Here is a 15,110-nt window from a genome sequence, read left to right on the forward strand (position 1 = left end):
CCTCCTCATTACTCATGCGGACCAGTCACTTTCTTAGCAGAAAAGCTGGATTCATGGCTGGTGTATAAGCGACGCAGCGCATCTTTGCACGACCCCTCATCTTTAGCATTGTCTTCAACATGTTTGATCACATCTTGAAACTGTTGCAATAACTGCTTTGAGTCCGCTTCAGACTTTTGGCAGACCCTTTTTGAATCTTGTGATTTGCGATGTGACAGCTTCTTGCCCTGCGCACGCTTAAATACACTATCCATAATTCCCCCGGCCTCTCCTGTACACTTTGCTATGTTTGTCTATCACGTCCAGCCATAGCGTATGTACAGTCCTTGTTAAATGTTAAATTGATAAACGTTTACTCTGTTCAGTGCACAGTCCGGCAAATAAACCTTACTATTTTTGACGTGTAGCAGATAAGGGAGCCAAAGCTGGCCTTTTTCTCGATCTGCGCCAAACCCACTGAACGATTCCATATACTCACCTGAGCAGGTGAAAACCTTGATTGCTCGGTTAACCAAATCCGAAACAAATAAATACCCGTTTTCATGATCAATACTGGTTGGTAGCAAGAAGTTTTCGCTGTCTGTGCCGTATCCTTCCTGACCAAAGCTGCGGAGCCATTTCCCTTGCTGATCATATACTTCTATTCGATTGTTGTTTTGGTCTGTGATAAAACACGTGCCCTGTGCATCGACGGTAATATCTGATGGTGTGTGAAATTCACCGTGCTCTGAACCTAATTGACCAAATGTATGGACTAAAAATGGACCACCCGTATCAGACAATCGCCAGCGACAAATACGATTGTTTCCCGAGTCAGCAATTAGAATGTCATTATTGGTAGGATCTATTGCGATACCTTGCGGTTGGTTAAGCTGCTCATCTCCTGTGCCCAGCCCACCAAAAACAGTGTATGGCACCAGCTCTCCAAGCCTGTCGTTATACTGCAATATGGTGACAATGCCACTTAAATAGTTGCTTACTACCAGTAAAGGCACCTCAGGATCTAACTGTCCTGGCAGTGGTTTTGATGGTGTTAAAGAAGCGATCCCCAGCGAACCTGGTAACATTGGCAAGCTAATAGGCCTAGCGGAATCACTCTTGCCATCTTCCGTGGCTTGCAATTGATAGTTTCCTGAGTCCATCATCCACAGTAAATCTTCTGGATCTTCAAACTTATCATTTAGAAAAATACGCACCATGGTTTGCTGCCACCTTTGCACCCATTCCGTTTGCGCAGACAACGCGATACTTAACCATGATGGTAACCCAGGAGGCTGCATCACTTTTAGTAACTGATCTTGCAGGGCAAGTTGGTGTTCAACCCAATGCTCAAAAAGGGGCGCATTGCTTGAGTAACTAGATTGCGTATTCGTCACATCTCCCACAACCGAGGTCACAAAATGCAGCTGCCCGGGGTTATCACGCTCATCACCCACAGACTTAAGCACTTTGGTTGCACGCGACTTTCCTCCTTTGAGGGTGGCCAAATTCACCGTATGTTTTTGCAAAGATGCCAAAAATGGTTCAGTAATTAATAAAGTGTTTGTACCTGTAAATTCCGTAATTTGAACTGGCGCAAAAAAACCATCTAAGCTCCCCATAAACTGGCCATTTAAATCATACACTGAAATAGCATTGGGTAACCCCCCGGGAATAAGCACGCGATTTTGGATCACTGACACCCCGCGTGACAAAGCCAAGCCATCGATGTAACATTTTCCTGTTGCGCTAAATTCCACACCTTGGCCTTGCCAGTTACAGCGCACCACAGTGGCAAAGCCAGTGTTTGAAATGTAAATATTGCCAGCTTTATCTAAACTCAGCCCCTGAGGCCACAAAAGATGTACAGGATCTCCTCCTTTTTCTGGCACAATCTCTTCAATCGACCGCTCAAACTTGCCGTCTTCGCTAAAGATCACTAATCGAGATTGACTTTGTTGCCCTTCATAAAACTCATCAGCAACACACAACTTCCCATCGTGGACAACAATACCGTTAGGGCCCCGAAGCGCAACTTCTGGTTCGTCGCCAAATATCTTAACTGGCTTGATCTCTAAACGCTCGGTGTATTCCAGTATATGAACTCTGAAATTACCAATATCTGTCACATATACCCAGTTTTTATCCGGGTGCGCAAGTAACCTAAAGGGCATATTGAATTGCTCAGGCCCAGTACCGACCGTGCCAAAACTGGCCAATATTTGATCCATGTCTGAATCAAATACCAACACGCGATTGTGCGCCGTGTCAGCAAGCCATACACGGCCAAATTTGTCGACACAGCTCCCAACTGGAGTGCTGAGAGAAAGGTGCCCTATTGTCGAACACGGTAGTTGTGGCAACTGGTCAACAGTTGTACCAATATAACTGTGGTATGAGATCCCCATAGTACCTAGCCTGTAAAAAGAGTCCGTTTAGTCAAGCTTCTGCCGATACGTTCGAGCAGATCCTTGGTGTAATTAATTATCATTACGATTTTTTTACTGTTTCATACCAAAAAGTAGCAGGAAGAAAATTACTCGCCAGTAAGTCACATTGGAAAAATCGTATTTATTAAAAAATTCACATTTGTATTTTTGCTGCGACCTCCCCAAAACGGAGAAGAAATGCTTTAACGACAAGGCCTGTGGGCTACTTTTAAGAAGATATTATGATTGAAAATCCGGTTCTATTGTTCGGTACAGCGCAAGATGGAGTTATTAATATTATTCATATTGACAACTTCTATTCTAATTCAATACTTAACCAGTGCACTGACAACAATTAGATGAATTCATAACTCCACACTAGTGATAATTTATAGGGGCCTGAACCTTCACATAAACTGTGCAAAATAGTCAACGCACAAGCCCCCTTGCCAGCGCAGAGGTGTTCATTTTTTGTCATTGAGCGGAATAATCAATCAACGTGTCTCACACGTCTAATTTGTAGATTCCATCCTAAGCTGTTTTCAAGTAAGCTGCCTCAATTCCATAGAGAACCCAAAAGAGGAAAGAGCGTTGGATAAAAGAATCGAACCTGAATTACCCAGTATTACGCCCGACTTAGATCAGGTTGAAACCTTTAAACAGTCCCTCAATCCATCTAATAATAAAGCGCCTTTGCCACAGCAAGACCCTGAACACAAAATAGGGCAAACCAAAAAAGCTGGGGTTATGACTTGGGTGGGCACCGCAGCTATTATCACATTGACTGCGGGAATATATGGACTCTATCAACAAAACCAAGCAATGCAGGCGCAATTGTTCGAATCAACCAAGCGAATTGCGGAGCTTGAACGTACGTTATCTGCGACTGGAGAAGAAATGGGCTTGTCCGCAGGTGCTATGCAAGCAAACTTGAAGGCGCTGAGCGAACGTACCGATGAACTGTGGTCTCAAATGGATAAACTCTGGGCCTCAGCATGGAGAAGAAATCAGTCTGACATCAAAAAGCTAAAAGAACAGACGAGCAACATTGCCAGCAACCAAACAAAACACGTCAACACCCAATCAGGCGTGGCAGCAAAAGTAGACACACTCGCACAAAGTCAAACGGATTTAGTATTCAAACTATCTCTTTTAGAAGAACAGTTACAGGCCGCTGAAGCGCTGAAAAATCAGTTAACGTCAATTAATACCGATTTAGATCAATTAAAATCTCAGTCGCGTGGCAGCAATGCTAAGCAAGTAGAGATTGGCAGTAGCATTGCCCAGCTTGAAATTACGCAAAATGCTTTAGCTGAACAATTAGAACGTCTAGAAAGCCGATTCGCCTCCACCACAAATACACAACAAGCGGCGAATTAAATATATTAAATAAAAGGGATCAGTACTGCTGCTCCCTTTGACTGATATTGACTGTTCATTTGTTTCACTCAGAGCATTTTGCTTTAATTTTTACCAGACTCTAAGTAACTGATCTCTGGACAGCGGAAGTCTTCTCCAAAAATAAGATATAGTTCATATACCTGTGCAATGGTCATTATCGTTTTTCCTGTCTCAAAGTTACTTATTGTGGCTTGATCTACATTGAGCTTCGCGCCTAGTTGAGTTTGAGTCAAGTTCCGCTTTTTTCGAGTGTGCCGCAAACTCAATTGAACCTCTGACATAAAACTACATACCTTATTTTTCCTTCTTATTGCATTGTTTTTCATACCATTTGCTCTTACTTTAAATAAACGTATAGAAGTATCTCTGACGTATAGCCTACAGTTAACAAATACGAAATCCGTTATCCTCTTTTTGCTTATTTATGCAAATAAGAAAAGTTTCAATAATGCTCATTAACTTTCAACCTGTTTAACTATTGTTCAGAGTGTATACGCACTTATCCTACACAATAGTAAGTCAAATAGGTTTGACTATCGAAGTTATTCTCATACAATAAAGATGAACAAAATATAAATAACAGATAACATAAAGGTTAATATCGGGTAAGGATAACTCAGGAAAAGTACATTGACTCTCAACTCAAAACATCTAGTCCAGCAAATAAGGCTCGCCGGAAACTATAGTGTAAGTCGCTTTGCTAAAAAAATGGGGGTTTCAAAACAAACAATATACAATTGGGAAAGTGGAGAAACTTCTCCATATACTAGTTTGTTGATCAAAATGTATATCGTTTGTGGGCTAAACCCTAAATCTCTTCTGCCTCAAAGGAAAGCAGAAGTGGATAAAAACGAACCATTAAGGAATTCAGAATTTCCAGAATAAAGAAACTAATAAACTTTGTTTATATTTGTTACATTGAAAAATTCAATACATCAATTACAGGAAAAGTCATGGGAAAAAAGAAACTAATCGACTCCTTTTTTTCATTAGAAGAGTCTTCCTTAAAGTTAATCTCTGGTGCAGGTGGTGTAGCTGGAGGAGGCGGTCAAGTTGACCCAGCTAGTGTTAATATCCTCCCGCGCCCACCGCATAAAATAACACGAAAGAACAATTAAACGTTTGGAGTAATATGGATATACTTTATAAATTACCTATTGACTTAAATCACATAATAAACATCTCTATTTGGCTTTTTCTTATTTTAGCTGTGGTAGTTAGCAAAAATAGTCCAACAGTTCGATGGATCGCCTTATGTATTTTGATTGCAAGAACCATTGATATTGTTATATATCCGTGGGCCTTGACTACTGGTACTTGGTTTTATGTCATTGTTAGTATGCAAGATTTACTTTTAGCACTAGTGATTTTGTTTCGATATAAAATAGCTTACACAATAGCAAACAAAAATTTATGGAGTATTAGTAAGCTAGCAAAACATTGCCACTGTGACTTTAGACTAACTTCTAACGAAATTATGTATGTTCTAATATTGTTCTCATCAATTCTTGTGAACATTGCGTCTCTAATAGAGAGGGGCGTTAGGAAGTTAACAGACTACAACCCGATGTTTATATATAACTCTTTTGAGTCTATGAAGTGGTTACTTACCTTATTGTCTGTAATGGTAATTTTTTCGCTGACCATCGATGCGATGAGAGGTCTATACACTGGCAAAAAAATTAGGAGCTACACTTAACAAGTATAGTCAGGAGCCCAATCCAGATTAAGCAACCTTCCTTAACTGATTAAAAGAGGGGTCAATGTCACTGACCCCCTAACTAAATATTTATCTATAACGCCCACTCACTATGACTTTCTTCGGCTGTTTATTTTAATTTTTACCAGACTCTAAGTAACTAATCTCTAGACAGCGGAAGCCTTCTCCGCTGGGTCTAGGTTAGTTTTATGTATTAGCACTGCTAAAAGTGAAATGGCCTTCTGGATAGATAGACAATCATAGTATTTATGATAAAGAGATTAACTATCAATAACTCTGACCCCATTGTTATGGTATTCATATCAAACTTAAGAGGGTTTATATACATATCTCCTAATATTGTTTGCGATACGTATCTAAACACGCTGCCATATCACACCAAGAGGCTAATTGAATTGTATTATTTTCATACAAACCATATCACATATCCCGGTTTTGCTGTTTTTCGCTATCGAGATATATGCGCCAATTGTTTTGGTACTGCATTTTTGGCCCCCACCAAATGGCGCACATCTGGCCACCCTCATAGGGTGGTATTGATAGTTGATATAGTTTGATTACCGCGCAAATTCATCATTACACCACCAAAGTAACTGACTATTTCGTTTATCGGTTCAATAAAAAGCAAATAGCCCAGTTATTTCATGAAGGTTAGCCAAATCATCCCGCTTGCATAAAGCAGGCTTTCCGTCTGTTCGCGATTAGTTTTGTTCTCTAATAATTTAAAACTTCTGAATGGTTCTAAGCCTAATTGAGGGATTTCCTCTTAGTCGACAGCTTAAAAACAAAGGGGAAATAAAGCAATAAATTTCAGCATCTTGCATAAAATTTTTTGTCTTACCTGCTTAAGAATTGCAAATAGTAGTCTACCCAGGCTAGCAGGGTTCTATTAGATTTAGTTGTATTCAGCTATACGCCCAAAGCGTAGTAAACAGTCCTTCTCCTTTAGCCATCAACCAGTGAGTTTTTGCTATTTATTTTAATATGTTGCGTTTCGAGTACGTTTTAAATTTGCTTGATGCTTACCCCATGTTACTAGCCATATCGTTTAGGTGCTTCAGGTTCTTCCTATCAATATTGAAGGTAAATTTCAGAAATATCTTAAATTTCAAAGGAGGAAGGCGCATTGATTCAATTTTTCATATTATTCAGTTGTTGAGTTTCACATCTAAGTTTTAAAGGCTGACAAAATCAAATCGGCAAGAATACTAAAAAAGGGACTAATGACACTGTTTACTTATGAAGCATTTTTGTTAATATATCGTACATAATTGAAGTGTATAAGGCTTTCAAGTTAGCAAGGAAAAAAACGGTGGTAAGTGGAGATGACCTCAAGGCGATGAGGAAAAAAGCAGGGCTAACCCAAAAAGAAATGGCCGACAAGCTAAAAATCACCAGAGAAACGGTAAGCAATTACGAGCTTGGAGTTGGAGAACCTAGGACTGGGCATTTCTTTAAGTGGCTTATGTATTGTAAGATAGACTCGAAATCATTGCTAAATCAAATAAAGATGATACATGATGAAGTAAATGGCCAAACTGAATCAAAGTTACAGGATGAAGAATGATGATAAATTTTATTATGAGCAAAAAGGTATGTTCAGCCAGTCAGCGGTTTTCCTCCCTTAAATTAGAATTGTGTACGCAAATACATGGTGGTGGCCCTTGGCAGCCTGTTGACCCTTCTTCAGCCAAAATAAGCACAGATCTTCTCTCTCCCAAAAAACCAAAACAGGAGAAAAAAGGTAATTAGTATGAAGCCTTCGCAACTAATTGTTCTGACAATTATATCTATTTCAGTATTTTACACATTGGTCGGCAATCCAAAAGTAGTTACGGAAATCTATCTAATAACTATTTTACCGGCTCTTTTATATGGATTTATTAAAAAAGATCCCAACATTATTCACATTTCCATATTTTTGATACTAATTAATTTATCTGAATACATAATATTTGGTTATGAAATAATCAGCCTTAAAGCCATCGACATTAATAAAGTCGTTCATGGGATACTTATATATGGCATACAGATGATTATTAGCTTAACTGCCGTAGCAATATTTATATTTCGAGTACAAATATCAAGGAAAATATCAAAATCTGAAAAAGTTGATCTAACTTATTTTGATGGGATATTTCACTGGATATTTTTATATACATCGCTCGTTTACCTTGCTGCGATGATTGAATACACCTTGAGAAATGTATTTGAACTCCCATCTCTTATTTTAGTTTATAGCAGTTACAAGACTTTAATCTATTTAGCATGGGCTTTGACCTGTGGAACATTGCTTTCTATGGTAGTGCATTCCATCAGAAGTGAAATTAAAGTCAAGGCGCAGTGATTTATTACTTTTCATATCACATATAGCATTTAGACGCCCCAAAAAAACCATTGTCGGTAAGACAAAACTGGTGCAGAGGTCAAACACCTCTGTTCCCAGGGGCGAGTTATTCTTACATTCCACAATGTATGTTGATACAAGCAAAGCCCATATGGAAACAGCCAAGTTGCCATAAGGATCATTCAATAAACCCCCTCACTTTGTTCAGATTTTATAATCATTATTCTTCGCTATACCATAAAGCCCAATGAGGGTTCCAAAGCAACTTATTCAGAAAGAATCAGTAGCTCTGACACTACTGATTGGAAGGGATCAATGACTCTGACCCCTTTGATCATAGGTAATTACTTACCTCATCCATAATAGCGCAAAGCGGGTGCCATTTGGCTCCACTTTACTTGCACATAAACCAGAGCCAATTGCTCCAGACGCATAGGTACCTCGTGCAACCCAGCAATGAGTTGGACCGTGCGGGTCAACCTGCCAACCAACTTGATGAGAGTTGTTTGCCCACGTTAAATAAGTAGGTAAAACGCAGCTCGACACTAGCGTTGTTGTGTCGTTGTAATCTGTTCTGCAACTTGGAATATCTGCAACCTTAGGCATATGCTCCACACGATCTAAATAGCCCCACGCACTTCGGATCAAATTCAAATCATAGGTTGATAAATTGTCAGCATAAACAGTCTTGCCACTTACACAATTTGCACCAGCACAGGCTACTTGCTCTCTAGCATCACGAAACTTGCTCAAGTCTTGCTGATAGAGAAATAGTGAGCTTGGGTCATTAGGGCTGGTTTCAGGTGTTGTGCCATAATCAGAGATGCGAGCAATACCACCGGGCTGAGTTTTAGGGTAACTACCGACTAATGTCCAGCCACCACCATCTGTGGTCATATCACAATAAAATGACTGTTGCTCACCAGACTCATTTAGCAATTTATACACACCATCACCGACACTATAACCGGCATCTAAAACTTGCTTGCAAGTCTCAAAACTCGCTGCCGGATTATGATTGAAACGCCAGTCACCACTGGCTCCGGTATTACTATGCCAGCTGCCTTGGTAAACACCAGAGTCGCTGAGTGATCCTGCAAAGTAGCGCAATTCACCAGAAAGTAAATCACTGGTTTGGAATTTGATATTGAGCGCATTGACACTGGCTTCTCCTGACAGGATCAGTTCGGGCTCGCTCGCCACAAAGTGCGCTCTAGTGCCCTTCACGGCCAGATCAACTGTTGTTTCGTTAACAAGCTGTCCATCATGAACAGTATCTAAATGAAGTTGATAGTCACCAGAAAAGTTATTCTCTGTGGCAAAAACGACTGTCGGTATGAGCAGAGCAAAAGCGGTAAGTTTATTGATATTTTTCATTAAATATTCCTAATTTAAGTAGCCAAAGTAATACGTGGCTATGCTTCCTAAGCAGTTTTATCTCGAGTAAAACTGCTAGTCGCGAGTATGTAATATTGGCTTCTTAAATACCAGAGACATCAATAAATCATTGCAATAAAGCGCACTTTTTAAGCCGCGTAACAGCCTCTTGAAGTCTTAATTTCACAGTAATAAAATCAAGAAATAACAATAATACGCGTGGCCTTATTCATGAAAAGAGTGTTTATCCAATTGATCATCATATCTTTGATTTTGTTCACCAGTAGCTGTGCCACCACCGTTTTCCAAACCTCAGAGCAAACATCAGAGCAAACACCAGAAAACTTGAAAGAAGCTATTTTAATACTTCAATCTAGGCTACCGCCTGAGGATTTAGCCGCACTGAAAAATACTACAGAACCAGACTTAGCTAAGTATCACCATGGCTTTGGAGCTGGCCTCAGAAACTCACTGGGTCTTTGGTCTAAGTCGCCGCTTGCTCAATGGTTTACGCAGCGTGATATTCGTCACCCTGACAATATGAGCAGTATTATTATCAAAAGCTTACATCGCGAACTTAATGGTCTTCCATGGGAGGTCGATAAACAGCTCCACATCTATCAACAGTCTCAACAAGAGATTGAAATACTTCATAAAAAGTACCTTTTAAAGGAGCAAAAAAGATATATCAGACGAAAATCTGCCATGCTGGGGTGGCAATGGAAAACACATCAAGCCCCCAAAGCTCTGCTACCAAAACAGCCAAATAATAAAGATATCTGGGGACTTGAGCCCTACGATAGTGGCTTTATTGTCACAGTCAAAGGCTGGAGAAAAACCCCTAAAAATATCTGGCATGATGGGATTTATTTTATATCCGCCAAGTCAACGCAGCTCTCGCCTGTCTCGGTTCAAGGCTGCCCAGAAATTCACGATGTCATCGTGCGTGGAAATCAGGCCCAATGGCTATGTAAAGAAAATACCGAGTGGTCAATTATCACCACCCAACCGAAAGCACCTTCAACACGGCAGACATTACACTTACCCACTCAGTTTGACCGGTTGCGACTGGGTAAAAGCAAAACAGGATTAATCATTGTCTCCCAAGACGCCATTTATACCTTGGGATCAGACAAGCTAACTCAACTATTTCAAGCTACTTCAAGTACGCGACAATATCCTGAGTTCGACTCTGACGGCTATGGCAACCATCAAGCTGATGAATTTTTCTTTCCGCAAAGAAGTGCAACACTGCTATTGTTTAACAATGCAGTTTATTTTCAGGTAGAAGATACAGGTAATGAAACCGATTTATACCGACTTAAGTTAACAGAGACGGACATTGAAAGTGCAAATAAGTTTTTTGTGCATAAATACATTGGCAGACGAGCCGTAAACATCAGTAATATAGCCATTGATAACCACGACAACCTTTGGATTGGCACGCCAAACAACGGGACACTGGTCAAGCTCAGTAAAAGTGGTGATACCAAGTTTGCGTCTATTTTCAACAATCTAACTCCTCAAAAAACCATTTCTACGGAGCACCAAATACATTGGCAAGCACTTTTACCAACAAGTGCCATATTGATTTCAGATGAAGTTATGTACTTAGCCTCTTCCAATGGTATTGTCACAGTGCAAAATAATGAGATAACACCTGTTGTTTATTTTGATTACCCACTTGGCATGAATAGAACTCCTTATACAGCAGCTCCCCAATATAACTACCACATAAAACCACAGCGACTGGGTAAATTTAACGATGGTAGTTTTATCCTCGGTGATCGACATGATGGTGTATATTTGTTAATGAATAATGGGTCATCATTTGACTTTTATTTACCAGAAATAGTAAATAAACCTTATCTGATAGGCCATAACTAACTCAAAAATTGGCATTATTGCTAATACACTTAGATAGCTTGCAATGAAGTAGAGAAGTTAGCTTTTATATGACAGCTGTTTTTGATTATGACAATACTGAGTTGGTGGTCTCAGTGACCACCACTTTAGGCTTATCCTCTTACACAGTTTATATTATTTAAAGGTGTAAACTTTATTCGGCTCACTTACATCTTCGCTTCATAAGTTTTATCTACGACTTCTACTGAGATATTATTATTGTTAAAGTTCCCGACAATACGTTTGAAAACAAGGTCATTTTCGCGAATAAAATGAATGAATGCACGGGTATAATTGGGAATGACTGTAGCAATCGTATTATCAAATGGGATGTGCATAAAACCTGATTGGAAAATAATCTGCGCATCTTTGAAATATACAAAGCCCTGACGCTTTGCTGACATATTCTCCAAAATATAAAATTGCGCTCCTTGAATGACCTGTTCATGCTCTATTTGTTTAAACTTAAAATGGTCAATATGCTGCGCAAATGGGCCATATGCTTTGATAGCAGAAATACTATATGCATCTGCTAATATCTCGATCCCCTGCTCAACCAGTACTTTCAATCCTCTAATTTGGCCTAAGTGAGGATGAGTAATAAAAGCAGAAGTGATACGCTTGGTGGGAAATTGCTGCTCGATTAAACTCAGAGTCTGCTTGGCAACACGTTCACTTGGACTTGCACCAAATAGGGTGATCTCATCTCCATTCACTTGAAACACACTGTTATGCCGCGCTGAAGAATCAGTTACAACATACAAATTCTCAGCAATTTTCGTCGCTTGCCTCACCCCATCCCCGGCTTTAATGACAGGCCCATACCCCGCAGGCAGCTTGAGTTTATCGGAGTCGATTTTATCTATCGCATAAAAATCCGCGTTAAAGCTAATATAGGTCGGTGAAGAGTCACCTGTGTAGTATTTATTTACTTCAGTCGCTAACGTAAAGCCATTGATAGTTTGCACATTATTATATTCAAAGCGACCGCCTCCCGCTCCTTGAACAAGAGATTTCAAGCGCAGTGTTGTGGCATCAAATATATATTTAACCGTCTTTTGACTGGCGTCTTGATGTGCGATCAAAAACGTGTTGGTTTCATTGTCATAAGTTACTTTTATGTGCTTCTTTATGTCGCTTTCACGCAACAGTGGTCTGATAGCCAAAAAGTCTACATTGCTCAGTGTATAAGGTAAGGCACGATCGAAATTGTCCATGCCCCTTGAGAGCACTCCTTTCCCTATGGTTGACGCATTTTTTTCGTAAAAGTAGCTATGCGTGTCATTTTGAAACTGCACTCTGTCATATAGTCTGCCTCCAGCAAAGTACAAAATATCATTGTCATAAAAATGTTTATTGACCATATCGACATCGATTGATCTAATAGACATATGCCGGTTGGGTGTTTGCATATCCCAATAGTTTTGACTTCTATAAACATTATTCAAGAAGTGATACCGTAAAGAAAACGCATCAATTGAAAGTGTGTTTTTGTACTTCGTCTTTATTTCATTGATCACTATTTCAGCGCTTTTAGCACAGACTGGTTGCGCAAACCAAACCATTAAGACAATTAGACTAAACCGTAAATACACGTGACGCTCCTTTTATTTCACAAAGAGGTGGACATAACTGCAACAAAGTAGATGTCTTATTAATGTGATGAAATGCCAGCAATGTAAAACGCTAAGCTTAAGAATTTACAAAAGTTTACGAACAATGAACGTAAAAATGGGCGCCGTAACTCAGCCCCCACAAGTGTGAATCGCTAGCTAAACTCACGGCTTAGCTAGCAGGTTAAAGCAAGTTAAAGCGCCTTTTTCTTGGTCACTTTATTTTTATGTCCCAAGATTCGAATTGACCAGCTGTCTAAAGTGCCAGGCTTTACATTATTCTCGACAGACTGTACTTGTTGGCCCGCAACAAAATCAAACGTCCCAAAGGACATAGGCTCATTGCTCATATCAGTAATGTGGATTTTCCACTCCCCTGTACCTGCATTCGCCTTTTCGTCCCAGAATTTATAGCTCAGCATCAAATGATCGTTATAACCATCGGCACTACCAGGGGACTGCTCTGGTAAATTGAGGTGCTGACCAATTAAATTATTAAATGGTGACATAACAATACTACGTGTACCACTTGGTGACTCTAGTTCCACTTTTATATCAGAAATACGAGTATGTTTGGCATTTAGGCGGATCTGAACACCTTCAATAAACAAGTCATCATCAACTTGAATTGACGCAGTTGTAGTACGCGATGCATCATCGTGGATCGTCGCATTTACCTTACTACCCAAACCATACCAAGGGGTTTTAACCAATTCTGATGGCAAGTCTTCAATGGCATAGCGACGCACTAACTCTGTCGCTTTATCCACATCCAATAAACCAAATCCATAGTAAGGAGAAAAAGTATGCCCCGCCGCATTGGTTGACCAGCCCTCGAGGCCAGTGATGCCATTGACTTGAATATCTGCTCGGGTTGGATCCACCTTGGTTGCAGTGCGCGCTAACAAGTGACGAATATCACGCGGAGTAAGGTCATGATTTTGCTGCTCTGCCGCTGATAGCAACAGCGCAATCGCACCCGATGTGTTTGGCGCAGCAGATGACGTACCATTCATTCTTACTGTAAAGTCATCATATTGAGAGCAGTCAAAACTTGCATCAACATGCTCAATGATCCAATCACATGAAATACGGGTAGTGGCATGTCCGGGTGTTCCTCTGTCTAACCCGCCAGGCGCGGTCAGGAATACGTTACTACCCACTGTTGAATAACTAGATAGCACGCCATCTGCACTTAGCGCGCTCACCGCGAGGTTCCAAAAGTTAGCTGGCGTATAGAGTGAGTTGCCATTGGTCCAAGGCAAACCATGATTATCTCCGACAGGAAAGCTATAACCATAGAACGACAGACCCTGCTCTGTGAAATAATGAATGCGAGAATTAAGATAAGAGTTACCAGCAGCCTGCACATAAACAGCTGTGCGAGGATCTTCTTTAGTCGACAAAGTCACTGTCTCGTAGACTTTTTCCTGCTCTGGCTGACTAAAGAGCAGCACATCATTACCTTGAGCATCTTTGACTGTTTTAGAGAAGGTATACGGCAAGCTAACGGATGGGCTCATGCCATAACTTTTATTGAATACACGAATTCTATCAGCCGTTGTGTTTTCAAATTGATTACCATCAAAGCCGTGACTTACTCTCCACTGCTCATGGCTGTCAAATGTTCCACCATAATTGGTAAATGCGGCAATTTGCGCAAGTGGTGCAACACCCCGAACACCTATATTGTTTTGAGCAGCTGCAATAATCCCCGCGACCATGGTGCCATGATCGCCACGAAATGGCGGCCGTGCATCTATTTTTGGATCATCAATGACATTGGCTGCCAGATCCGCATGACCCAAATCAACGCCAGAATCAATCACAGCGACAAGCACGTCTTGACCTTTATGACCCCAAATATGCGTTTGCCACAAATTCAAATCGATACCCGACTGCGTATTGCTTATGGCACCTGAATTAAGCAGATTCCACTGCAGTGCCAACATGGGATCACCATTTGGATCAAGCCAGCGGTGCTCATAATCCCGATCTGTTGTCGCCGATACATTGACTGAAAGTAGCGCAGAAACCAGACCTGCAAGATATTGTTTTTTTATTTTCATAACAAGTTCCTTTTATGGGTTCAATTTATTTCTAGCATTCCGACTTTTGACTTGTCAATAAAAATACACACTTTATTCTCTTAATTTTAACAAGATCGTGCTCTACACGGCCTGTAGCTCGCTAAAAAGTCAGTTTGAAGAAAAGTTGATAATCATTGAAAGTTGAGAGGGAATAACAGCTAGGTCATCGTTTAACCAAGGTTTAAAACGACTGAGAATAGAAAAATGGGATTGAAATAAGACAGTTTAATTGACTATAAGAAACGCGAC

At 40.3% G+C, this 15,110-nt stretch carries 12 protein-coding genes; 6 read left to right on the forward strand and 6 right to left on the reverse strand.

What is annotated here, in order from left to right; translation table 11 throughout:
• Positions 1-8: 8 nt before the first annotated feature.
• Positions 9-254, reverse strand: coding sequence for a hypothetical protein (locus J8M00_RS15110; protein WP_211011366.1), 246 nt, complete (start codon positions 252-254; stop codon positions 9-11).
• Positions 255-329: 75 nt separating this feature from the next.
• A complete protein-coding gene (locus tag J8M00_RS15115; protein ID WP_211011367.1) occupies positions 330-2,387 on the reverse strand; it encodes a beta-propeller fold lactonase family protein in 2,058 nt (685 codons plus the stop codon).
• Positions 2,388-2,999: 612 nt separating this feature from the next.
• On the opposite strand from J8M00_RS15115, the gene J8M00_RS15120 reads away from it, so the two are divergent.
• A complete protein-coding gene (locus J8M00_RS15120) occupies positions 3,000-3,788 on the forward strand; it encodes a hypothetical protein (RefSeq protein ID WP_211011368.1) in 789 nt (262 codons plus the stop codon).
• 83 nt (positions 3,789-3,871) lie between these two features.
• Here J8M00_RS15120 and J8M00_RS15125 read toward each other — a convergent pair whose 3' ends face one another.
• The gene (locus J8M00_RS15125) at positions 3,872-4,090 is read right to left on the reverse strand and encodes a helix-turn-helix transcriptional regulator (protein ID WP_247687395.1); all 219 of its coding nucleotides are present in this window, start codon (positions 4,088-4,090) and stop codon (positions 3,872-3,874) included.
• A gap of 349 nt (positions 4,091-4,439) precedes the next feature.
• Between J8M00_RS15125 and J8M00_RS15130 the strand changes: the two genes are divergently transcribed.
• The 4 genes from J8M00_RS15130 (at position 4,440) to J8M00_RS15145 (ending at position 7,876) form a co-directional block, all read left to right on the forward strand.
• Positions 4,440-4,694: a helix-turn-helix transcriptional regulator gene (locus J8M00_RS15130; protein WP_211011370.1), complete on the forward strand. Its 255-nt coding sequence runs from the start codon at positions 4,440-4,442 to the stop codon at positions 4,692-4,694.
• Positions 4,695-6,841: 2,147 nt separating this feature from the next.
• A complete protein-coding gene (locus J8M00_RS15135; protein ID WP_023400852.1) occupies positions 6,842-7,096 on the forward strand; it encodes a helix-turn-helix domain-containing protein in 255 nt (84 codons plus the stop codon).
• Positions 7,093-7,281 carry a hypothetical protein gene (locus tag J8M00_RS15140; protein ID WP_211011371.1) on the forward strand — a complete coding sequence of 63 codons (189 nt, stop codon included), beginning with the start codon at positions 7,093-7,095 and terminating at the stop codon, positions 7,279-7,281. Before J8M00_RS15135 ends, J8M00_RS15140 begins: the two co-directional genes overlap by 4 nt.
• A gap of 1 nt (position 7,282) precedes the next feature.
• Positions 7,283-7,876, forward strand: coding sequence for a hypothetical protein (locus tag J8M00_RS15145; protein ID WP_211011372.1), 594 nt, complete (start codon positions 7,283-7,285; stop codon positions 7,874-7,876).
• 348 nt (positions 7,877-8,224) lie between these two features.
• Here the strand turns inward: J8M00_RS15145 and J8M00_RS15150 are convergent, their stop codons facing one another.
• A complete protein-coding gene (locus tag J8M00_RS15150; protein ID WP_211011373.1) occupies positions 8,225-9,253 on the reverse strand; it encodes a fibrinogen-like YCDxxxxGGGW domain-containing protein in 1,029 nt (342 codons plus the stop codon).
• 231 nt (positions 9,254-9,484) lie between these two features.
• Here J8M00_RS15150 and J8M00_RS15155 point away from each other — a divergent pair, with 231 nt between their 5' ends.
• Entirely contained in the window at positions 9,485-11,140 is a 1,656-nt protein-coding gene (locus tag J8M00_RS15155; RefSeq protein WP_211011374.1) for a DUF6794 domain-containing protein, read from the forward strand.
• Between the two features lie 185 nt (positions 11,141-11,325).
• Here J8M00_RS15155 and J8M00_RS15160 read toward each other — a convergent pair whose 3' ends face one another.
• Positions 11,326-12,753 (reverse strand): hypothetical protein, encoded by a 1,428-nt coding sequence (locus J8M00_RS15160; protein WP_211011375.1) that lies wholly within the window; start codon positions 12,751-12,753, stop codon positions 11,326-11,328.
• A gap of 212 nt (positions 12,754-12,965) precedes the next feature.
• Positions 12,966-14,840, reverse strand: a complete 1,875-nt coding sequence (locus tag J8M00_RS15165) for a S8 family serine peptidase (RefSeq protein ID WP_211011376.1) — start codon at positions 14,838-14,840, stop codon at positions 12,966-12,968.
• Positions 14,841-15,110 lie beyond the last annotated feature (270 nt).

The organism is Pseudoalteromonas luteoviolacea (assembly GCF_018100925.1).
GTDB lineage: Bacteria > Pseudomonadota > Gammaproteobacteria > Enterobacterales > Alteromonadaceae > Pseudoalteromonas > Pseudoalteromonas obscura.